This is a genomic window from Shewanella sp. MBTL60-112-B2, assembly GCF_019655055.1.
Lineage (GTDB): Bacteria > Pseudomonadota > Gammaproteobacteria > Enterobacterales > Shewanellaceae > Shewanella.
In genome coordinates this window covers 63,612-72,544 of sequence record NZ_BPFA01000026.1, presented here as the reverse complement: position 1 = coordinate 72,544, position 8,933 = coordinate 63,612, and the positions used below count along the sequence as shown (strand labels likewise).

Annotated in this window: 7 protein-coding genes and 1 rRNA gene; 6 read left to right on the top strand and 2 right to left on the bottom strand. The window is 42.0% G+C overall.

Annotated features, from left to right (window positions below; translation table 11 throughout):
• Nucleotides 1–3: 3 nt before the first annotated feature.
• Nucleotides 4–119 (top strand): 5S ribosomal RNA (rrf, locus tag K5Q73_RS15765).
• Nucleotides 120–351: 232 nt separating this feature from the next.
• Here the strand turns inward: rrf and K5Q73_RS15760 are convergent.
• A complete protein-coding gene (locus K5Q73_RS15760) occupies nucleotides 352–507 on the bottom strand; it encodes a hypothetical protein (protein ID WP_220762439.1) in 156 nt (51 codons plus the stop codon).
• 108 nt (nucleotides 508–615) lie between these two features.
• Here K5Q73_RS15760 and pseB point away from each other — a divergent pair, with 108 nt between their 5' ends.
• The 5 genes from pseB to pseI are packed head-to-tail and all read left to right on the top strand — an operon-like array spanning nucleotide 616 to nucleotide 6,043.
• Nucleotides 616–1,614, top strand: a complete 999-nt coding sequence (gene pseB, locus K5Q73_RS15755) for a UDP-N-acetylglucosamine 4,6-dehydratase (inverting) (protein ID WP_220762447.1) — start codon at nucleotides 616–618, stop codon at nucleotides 1,612–1,614.
• On the top strand, nucleotides 1,614–2,759 hold the full coding sequence (gene pseC / locus K5Q73_RS15750; protein ID WP_220762457.1) for a UDP-4-amino-4,6-dideoxy-N-acetyl-beta-L-altrosamine transaminase: 1,146 nt from the start codon (nucleotides 1,614–1,616) through the stop codon (nucleotides 2,757–2,759). The genes pseB and pseC overlap by 1 nt, the downstream gene beginning before the upstream one ends.
• The gene (pseF, locus tag K5Q73_RS15745) at nucleotides 2,759–3,457 is read left to right on the top strand and encodes a pseudaminic acid cytidylyltransferase (RefSeq protein WP_220762459.1); all 699 of its coding nucleotides are present in this window, start codon (nucleotides 2,759–2,761) and stop codon (nucleotides 3,455–3,457) included. Before pseC ends, pseF begins: the two co-directional genes overlap by 1 nt.
• On the top strand, nucleotides 3,454–4,992 hold the full coding sequence (gene pseG, locus K5Q73_RS15740; RefSeq protein ID WP_220762460.1) for a UDP-2,4-diacetamido-2,4,6-trideoxy-beta-L-altropyranose hydrolase: 1,539 nt from the start codon (nucleotides 3,454–3,456) through the stop codon (nucleotides 4,990–4,992). The genes pseF and pseG overlap by 4 nt, the downstream gene beginning before the upstream one ends.
• Nucleotides 4,985–6,043: a pseudaminic acid synthase gene (gene pseI / locus K5Q73_RS15735; RefSeq protein ID WP_220762462.1), complete on the top strand. Its 1,059-nt coding sequence runs from the start codon at nucleotides 4,985–4,987 to the stop codon at nucleotides 6,041–6,043. Before pseG ends, pseI begins: the two co-directional genes overlap by 8 nt.
• A gap of 88 nt (nucleotides 6,044–6,131) precedes the next feature.
• On the opposite strand, the gene K5Q73_RS15730 is transcribed toward pseI, so the two are convergent.
• Nucleotides 6,132–8,603 carry a 6-hydroxymethylpterin diphosphokinase MptE-like protein gene (locus K5Q73_RS15730; protein WP_220762464.1) on the bottom strand — a complete coding sequence of 824 codons (2,472 nt, stop codon included), beginning with the start codon at nucleotides 8,601–8,603 and terminating at the stop codon, nucleotides 6,132–6,134.
• Nucleotides 8,604–8,933: the final 330 nt, after the last annotated feature.

The window sequence follows — 8,933 nt, the reverse complement described above, 5'->3', positions numbered from 1 at the left end:
TTGTCTGGAAACCATAGAGCTGTGGCACCACCTGAATCCATTCCGAACTCAGAAGTGAAACGCAGTATCGCCGATGGTAGTGTGGGGTCTCCCCATGTGAGAGTAGGTCATTTCCAGGCGCCAAATATACGAAATAGCCCCAGCACGAAGTGTTGGGGCTTTTTTGTATGTTCAGTTTTTGTAAGGTTACTCGAACATGGGAAATAAACAGCGCATGCGCAGCATGTATCATTACCATGTGATAGTAGGGCGAAGTGAGTGCGTTTATGAAGCTTAGCTTCGTGCACTTATGGAGCGCGGAGAACTTGTTCGAAGCTGGCCATTTCCAGGCGCCAAATACGAGAAAGCCCGCTACGATGTAGCGGGCTTTTTTACGTCTGGAATTTGTGAAATATCGTATTTTTTATAGACAAACACCTCTCCAAGGAATAGCTCTCCGCTATTCTTTGCCGTCATCATACTATTCCATCTTAACACTTGGTCATCTTTGCCCAATCTCTTTGGCATAGGGACATCACTCTTACCATAGTGCTGGCATGCTATTTGCTTTTCACCGTTATATTTACCAGTAAATGAAGTTTACCGGTGCTCATAATTGAAGGCGCAACCTTAACGATGCTTAATAACAAATCAATTCTTATCACTGGTGGAACAGGCTCATTCGGACAGCTGTATGTAAAAACCATTCTAGAGAACTACTCGCCAAGTAGGCTTATCATTCTATCGAGAGATGAGCTTAAGCAGTATGAGATGCAGCAAACCTTTAATGATCCTTGTATGCGTTACTTTATTGGGGATGTGCGTGATGCTGAACGCTTAATGCAAGCTTTTCAAGATGTTGACTACGTTATCCATGCTGCAGCTCTTAAACAAGTGCCTGCGGCTGAATACAACCCTATGGAGTGTATCAAGACTAACATTAATGGCGCCGAGAATGTCATTAAGGCTGCAATTGCTAATAATGTGAAAAAGGTTATTGCCTTATCTACTGATAAGGCCGCGAGCCCTATTAATCTTTATGGCGCGACGAAGCTGGCGTCTGACAAGCTGTTCGTGGCAGCTAATAATATGGTAGGTAAGGCTGATACTCGCTTTGCGGTTGTACGATATGGAAACGTCGTTGGCAGTCGCGGAAGTGTGGTACCTTTTTTTCAGTCCCTTATTGCTAAAGGGGAAAAAACGCTTCCGATCACGCACCCCGAAATGACTCGTTTTTGGATTACCTTACAGGGTGGTGTTGATTTTGTTTTAAAGAATTTTGCCAGAATGCAAGGCGGAGAGATTTTTGTTCCTAAAATCCCATCAATCAGAATCACTGACTTAGCGGAAGCTTATGGGCCAGGTTTGGATCACACTGTAGTTGGAATTCGGCCTGGCGAAAAATTACATGAGATCATGTGCCCTGGAGACGATTCTCATCATACTATCGAGTTTGATGATCACTTCGTGATAACTCCAAGCATTATCTTTTTTGATAAGGATATGGACTACTCACAAAATGTGATTGGTGAGCGAGGTACGTTTGTGCCTATGGGGTTTGAATATCATTCAGGTAATAACCCAGAGTTTTTATCTGTGGAACAGATCCGCTTAGTTGGTGAAGGAAAAGCTTGATGATCCCTTATGGTCGCCAAAATATCTCTGCTGAAGATATTGCTGCTGTAACGGCGGTGCTGCAATCTGATTGTTTGACCCAAGGGCCACAAGTCCCATTATTTGAGCAGCATATTTGTGCTGTTACTTCAGCTAAGTTTGCGGTTGCGGCTAATAGTGCAACTTCTATGTTGCATTTGGCTTGTCTCGCTCTAGGCGTTACCAAAGGAGACTATGTTTGGACCAGTCCTATTACATTTGTTGCGTCAGCTAATTGTGCGCTTTACTGTGGTGCGAACATAGATTTTGTCGATGTAGATCGCTACACGGGCAATATGTGCCCCAAAGCACTTGAGAGTAAACTTAAGCAGGCGAAAGCTCAAAACCGCCTACCTAAAGTGTTGATCCCGGTACACATGGCGGGTCACAGTTGCGATATGCAAGCTATTTGGCTATTGGCAAAATCTTATGGTGTTCGTGTTATCGAAGACGCTTCACACGGCATAGGTGGCAGCTATCAAAATCGTAAAATTGGCACGTGCCAATACAGTGATATTACAATATTTAGTTTTCACCCTGTAAAAATCATTACCACCGCAGAAGGTGGAGTTGCTACCACAAATGATGCCGTTTTAGCCGAGTCTATGCAGCTTTTACGTAGTCATGGGATAACCAAAACTCCTCAAATAATGCTAAGACCCGATGAAGGAGATTGGTATTACGAGCAACACGCTCTTGGGTTTAATTATCGTATGACTGAGCTGCAAGCTGCACTGGGTAATAGCCAAATTAACCGCTTAGTTAGCTTTGTTGAACAAAGAAACAAGCTAGTTGCGACCTATGTTGCAGAGCTTGCAAAGCTCAATGTCACTTGTGTTATCCCACTTGATAATAGCTATAGCGCTTATCACCTAATGATAGTATTGCTGCCTGGGCACGTTGATCGCAAAGCAATCTTTGAAGCAATGCGAGCCGCAGATATTTGTGTGCATGTTCACTACTTTCCTGTGCATCTTCAGCCCTATTATTTAAACAAGGGGTTTGCTGAACATGACTTTCCAGAGGCTGAATATTTTTATCAGCATTGCCTAACCTTGCCACTATTTCCTGATTTAACCGAACAAGAGCAAGGTTATATTCTGGATACCTTGAAAGGATTGCTGTAATGAATGTGGCGATTATTCCTGCAAGGGGTGGCAGTAAACGTATCCCTCGGAAAAATATTAAGCATTTTAATGGTAAACCAATTATTGCCTACTCCATAGAAGCAGCGCTTGAAAGTGGCTGCTTTGAGCGAGTGATTGTTTCTACTGATGACAGTGAAATCTCCGAGGTCGCAAAACACTATGGTGCTGAAGTGCCTTTTATCCGCCCAGCCGAAATCGCAGATGATTACGCTACAACCTTGATGGTGATTGAGCATGCCCTTACTGCATTAGCACTTGATGGTGTGCATTATCAGAACTGTTGTTGTATCTATGCGACTGCGCCTTTTGTAACCGCCAAGCAGTTAAACCAAGGTTTGCAGCAAATGCAGCAAAGACAAGCTGATTATCTTTTTCCTGTGTGTGAGTTTCCAGCACCAATTCAAAGAGCCGTCGCACTAGATAAAAGCGCAACTGTGGCGATGTTTTCTCCTGAGCACCTTAATACCCGCAGCCAAGATTTAACCGCCGCGTATTACGACACCGGCCAGTTTTACTGGGGAAAAGTCGCAGCATACCTTGCCTCTATACCTATATACAGTGACAAGGCCAGTGGTCTAGTTTTGCCAAAAGGAAGCGTGGTTGATATTGATACGCCCGAAGACTGGCTATTAGCCGAAGCATTATTTAGCTTTTATCAGCATAGGGCGTCTGTTTGAAAATAATAATTAGAACCGATGCTTCTCTGATAATTGGTTGTGGGCACGTATACCGCTGTCTAACATTAGCGGATCAACTAACCAGACTTGGTTGTGAGGTTGAGTTTATTGCGGGTGAAGTGGCCGGTAATTTAAATGAACTGATCACAGAAAAAGGCTATGTGTTGCATTCTTTACCGGTTATAGCCGCGCAGCAACTTGGCTCACCCATACTAGGTCGCACATGGCAGCAAGATGCTCTACTAACAGAGCAAATATTGGCTCAAGCGGGTGCTGATTGGTTGGTTGTTGATCATTACAGTCTAGATAATCATTGGCATAAAGTGGTGACAGTAAAAGCTGGCAATAGTTATCAGTTAATGGTGATTGACGATCTTGTCGATCGCGTTTATGACTGCGACCGATTACTTGACCAGACCTTTGAGCGCCAAGCCAGTGACTATCTTATTGATGCTAATTTGCCTGCCGAGCTATTACTCGGAACGGACTTTTGCTTACTAAGAGATGAGTTTAGCAAGTACGCCGAACAAGCTAAAGTGAACCGGTTGCAATATCAAGGGATCAAAACGATATTGCTCAGTCTGGGCGGCACTGATATTGATAATATTACGACGACAGTCCTTAAACTGTTAGATGTCAGTCCCCTTGCCGATAGCACCCAAGTGAATGTCATTATTGGGCCTAATAATCCTCACGCTGAAAAGCTTAAAAAAGTGATTTGTGAGGCAAGATTACAATGCCGTTTGTTTATCGCTGTCAATGACATAGCACGCTATATGACGCAAGCTGATGTTGCCATTGGTGCAGCAGGTTCAAGTGCTTGGGAGCGTTGCGCATTGTCTTTACCAGCGTTAAATATCATCTTGGCCGATAATCAGCGCACCATAGCAAAGCGCCTCGATGCTCAAGGTGTTGCTATTTCACTCGGTGAGCCTGAATCATTAACCGCTGAATCAATAGTTGCCGCTTTGGCAAAGTGTGATGCTAATTATCAGCAGATGAGTAACGCTGCAAGTCAGCTTGTTGATGGTATGGGGGCTAGCCGTGTCGCATTAAGTATGTTTAGCGCTAAAGATTCGCTGGGACATGTGATTTATCTAAAACGTGCTAGTCATAGTGATTGCCAATCTTTATATGATTGGCAGCAAAGCCTTGAAACCCGGCGTTACGCGCTAAATAGTGCGACTCCTACATGGCAGGAACACAGTGCTTGGTTTGCCAATAAAATTGCGCAAGCTGACAGTTATCTGTTGATGTTACGCCGTAATAGCATTGATGTAGGTATGGTGCGTTTAGACCCACTATCGGAGCCCCACCATTACTTGATCTCAATTGTGACAGCGCCAGAGTGTTACCGCCAAGGTATTGCTAAAGCGGCAGTTATGCTCATAAGGCAAGCTTTTAAATTGATAACAATTCATGCCACCGTATTGGCTGACAACCATGCGTCGCAAGCGCTGTTTCGTAATACTGGATACACCCAGCTAACAGAAGAACAATGGATACAATACCCTGCAAAGGATACCAATGAATAACATAATTTCAATTGATGGCAGAGTAATTGGTGATGGACATACACCTTATATTATTGCTGAGTTATCTGCTAACCATAATGGCAATATTCAAACGGCTTTCGAGATTATTGCAGCAGCTAAAAAAGCTGGGGCAGATGCCGTAAAAATGCAAACCTATCGACCAGATACTATCACCATAGATTGTGAACATAGCGACTTTCAAATTGAAGGTGGTCTGTGGCACGGACAAAGCCTATATCAGCTGTATGAGTGGGCGCATACGCCGTGGGATTGGCATAAACCTTTGTTCGATTATGCCCGTCAATTAGATATAACCTTATTTAGTTCGCCATTCGATACTACGGCGGTTGATCTGTTGGAAGATCTTAATGCGCCAGCCTACAAGATCGCCTCGTTTGAAGCCATTGACTTGCCGTTAATTAAGTACGCAGCCGCAACAGGTAAGCCGCTGATCATCTCTACAGGCATGACTAATGCGGAGGAGATTGCTGAGGCGATAGATGCAGCGCGCAGTGCAGGCTGTAAAGAGTTAGCTATATTGCATTGTGTTAGTGCGTACCCGGCGGCGGCAGAAGATTATAATCTGGCAACATTAGTTGATATGAAAAATCGATTTAAGCTGGTAACAGGGCTGTCAGATCATACCCTAAGTAATATCACAGCGATTGCAGCGACAAGCTTAGGTGCGAGTATTATTGAAAAACACGTCACACTCGATAGAACTGGTGGTGGCCCTGATGATAGTTTTTCGCTAGAGCCTAATGAACTTGAGCAGCTTTGTCGCGATAGCAAGTTAGCTTGGTCCGCGTTAGGTAAGGTTAATTACACCCGTAGCGCAGCAGAGCAGGCTAACTTAAAGTTTAGGCGCTCACTGTATGTAGTTAAAGATATTAAAGCGGGTGAGGATTTTAGTCCCGAAAATGTGAGAAGCATTCGCCCAGGATTTGGTCTCGCACCAAAATATTATGATGAAGTCTTATTTAAAAAAGCGATGAAAGATATTTCAAGAGGGACTGCCTTAACATTCGATCTCGTTGATTACCGAGCGTAAAGTATAAGGGACAATGATGGCCTATTAATTGTTAGGCCATCGGGACAAAGCTTAAATAAATCAGAACTTCTATTTTAAAAGCAGGTTGTTACACGGTGATTTGTTTAAGATAGTTGAGAGCACTTAGGTTATTAATATCAACTGTTAGCACTTGTTTGAAGCAGGTTATAGCACCTTCTGTCTGTCCTAACTTCAGTAAAAACACCCCTAGGTTTAAGCGTACTTTTGTATCGTTTGGCATGACATCTAAGTAATCTAAGTAGGTATTGATAGCTTGTATATTATCGCCTTGAATCGTTAAAGCATGTGCGTATAGCGGTAAATACTCATGACTAAATTTAACTAGTTTGGCTAATGAGGCTACCGTTATATCAATTTGCTGAAGCTCTGACCCCAGTGCAACCATCTGCTTAAGGATAATCTCTGTCTGGTTGCTTTCATCAATCTGTTGCAATGTTGATAAAGCGGCTTGATTGTCCTCATTAAGGATGCAGACATAGCATTTAGCTAGATAATATAATCGTTGTGCTAAGCCATCACCATCTATCATAGGCTCAATACTATTGATTAACGGAATCAAACCAGTTTTATTTTTACTTTTGTATAAATCAATGATCTTAGCCAGTGTGTTATGCAGCGATGTATTGGTTTTTTTCATTGCAAAGTACGGGTGAGTCTTCGCCGTTAACTGGGTGTGATATTCACTAGCAACATCAATTAAGTACTCATCAGAGCTATCATAGCTGAGTCCTAGTTCAGCCCTTAAGTTTTGGAATATATGTACTCTTCCTGGCTGATTATTTTGTTGCCATTGGCTAGTGAGTTCAGCAAGGTTGACCGATTCCGTTAATTCTAACTGTCGAGTTTTTGTTATATTAATAGCATCTTGTACATATCCATTAAGCTCTTCGGCTAAGCTATTAAAAGCTTCATAGTACAGCTGAGTCATATTTTGCATGTCCTCAACCGTCCAGTCCTGACTTTCTTTTATGGTTAAGAACTTGGAAAACTCGTTGTAACCATAACTTTTTATCATGTATGAGATATCGCCATATTCGGCTGCTATCTTTTTTTCAATTCTCTCAATTTTTCCAGAAATGCTACGATATTTGTTAGATTGAATATTAACGCGTTTTGCTTGCGTGTTGAGGTCTATTGCTTGCTGAGATAGCTTTTTTATTCCCGTAAATGTTTCTACCGAACTGAGTAGCTTAGCCTCTATATCGTTAAGGTGGACGATTTTCTCTGCCGCTGAACTGTGTATCAGGTCTAAGATTTGTTTTGGGGTTACGCCTGTAGGAGTTAAGGTTATGGTATCGGTTGCTTGATAGTTGATACCTTCAAGTTTTGCGGCATTTATTGATAAATTAATGATATCGACATCTGGGTGTTGTTGAGCTTCAGCTTGTAAAGATTGTGCTGCAGCAACCAGTTGAATAGGGGTTTCTGCTCGATGACCTGCGTAGGTCTCTACCCACTCCTCAATTCTACTATTGTTTATTCCAGCCTCTGCTTCAATTGAGCCTTTAGCATGGGTGACCCCAGTACTGGAATAACAAAAGTCTGCACCAGCAAGTAATATGGTGGTAAAGCCTAGCTCAATGGCAAGGTGGATTGCGCTATTGGTTACGGTTGGTCCCACAGATGCGATATTGTTGGAGTCATCTCTGCACCAAGGCAGTCTGGGTCCGATATATAGAGATTTACCCTGCCATTGTGACAGGATGCGGTGGTTCAAGTGGTATGAATTAATCAACAAGCTTTCGTGCGCTAATGGCATTGTATCGATATTGACTTCAAAGTTTAGGTCCTGAAAGTCAACAGACACAATTATGTGTGCGGGGATGCCTGCATTTGAAAGTTTAGCGGCGACTCTAGATACACAGATAATGAATAATTGATCGTAATTATTAGTTATCCAGTTAATATGCTCATCGAGTGATGGCCCTCCAGCAACAACAATACAGGATTTCCCCTGAAATTTATCACGCAATAACGAGGCGGGATGCTGGTTGTCAGCTATATTTTTTAATTGCTGAATAAGAAAAGCTTTTCTTTGAAAAGTACTGGTTATTTCAAATTTGTACGCAGTGAGATGCTTCTGCACACTATGAATACAAGTGTGATACTGTTCAATAACACCTAAGGTTGAAGCAATGGAGTTGTGGGTAATATACTGATTTTTGATTAGATACAATTCATACTCATTGCTCTTTAATTTTTCTGTAAACTGATTAAAACTCAATATTTTAATTTGTTTTTCTATCTTTGAGTCAAGCTCAGTGTCAAGCATACCAAGTACAGCATCGGCTTCAACAAAAAGGTATTTACTACCTTCAGGTATTCCGTGACTTATTACATAATTTACAAGCAATCCTGAATCCGTTCCGATAATAATATGCAGATGTTCTTCTTTAAAAATATCATCTCCAAACGTCTGTTTGAATAGTGTTGTTGAGTCTATTTTTGTAAACGAATTTCTGCTTACATTAGGTAGGTAGCGCTCACCAAAATCATTGACATGGAATTGGTTTTCAAGGTTTGACTCAGAATTATTCATTGCCTTTTAGCCTTTGTTGAAGATGTAAGTTTGAAAGTTTATAGACGCTGAAATGCATCGAAAATAGTTTGAATCACTTTGAATTGCTGCCATTGTCTACCACTTATGTTAGCCGGAATCGGTAAGCTAATTGTTAAAAGAAAAAGAAGTAACCAACAAGGCAGAACGAAAGTAATGCGCCTGCTATTACGGGATAGATAAGGTAGCCATCTTCTGCTCGGCGGGCTCGCTTAAAGCATAAGTTCATCAATATTAAGTTGAATACAATGACCATGAAGGAAGCTACAACACCATAGCGGAACGGCAGTTGTTTTATTTCAGTGCATAGAT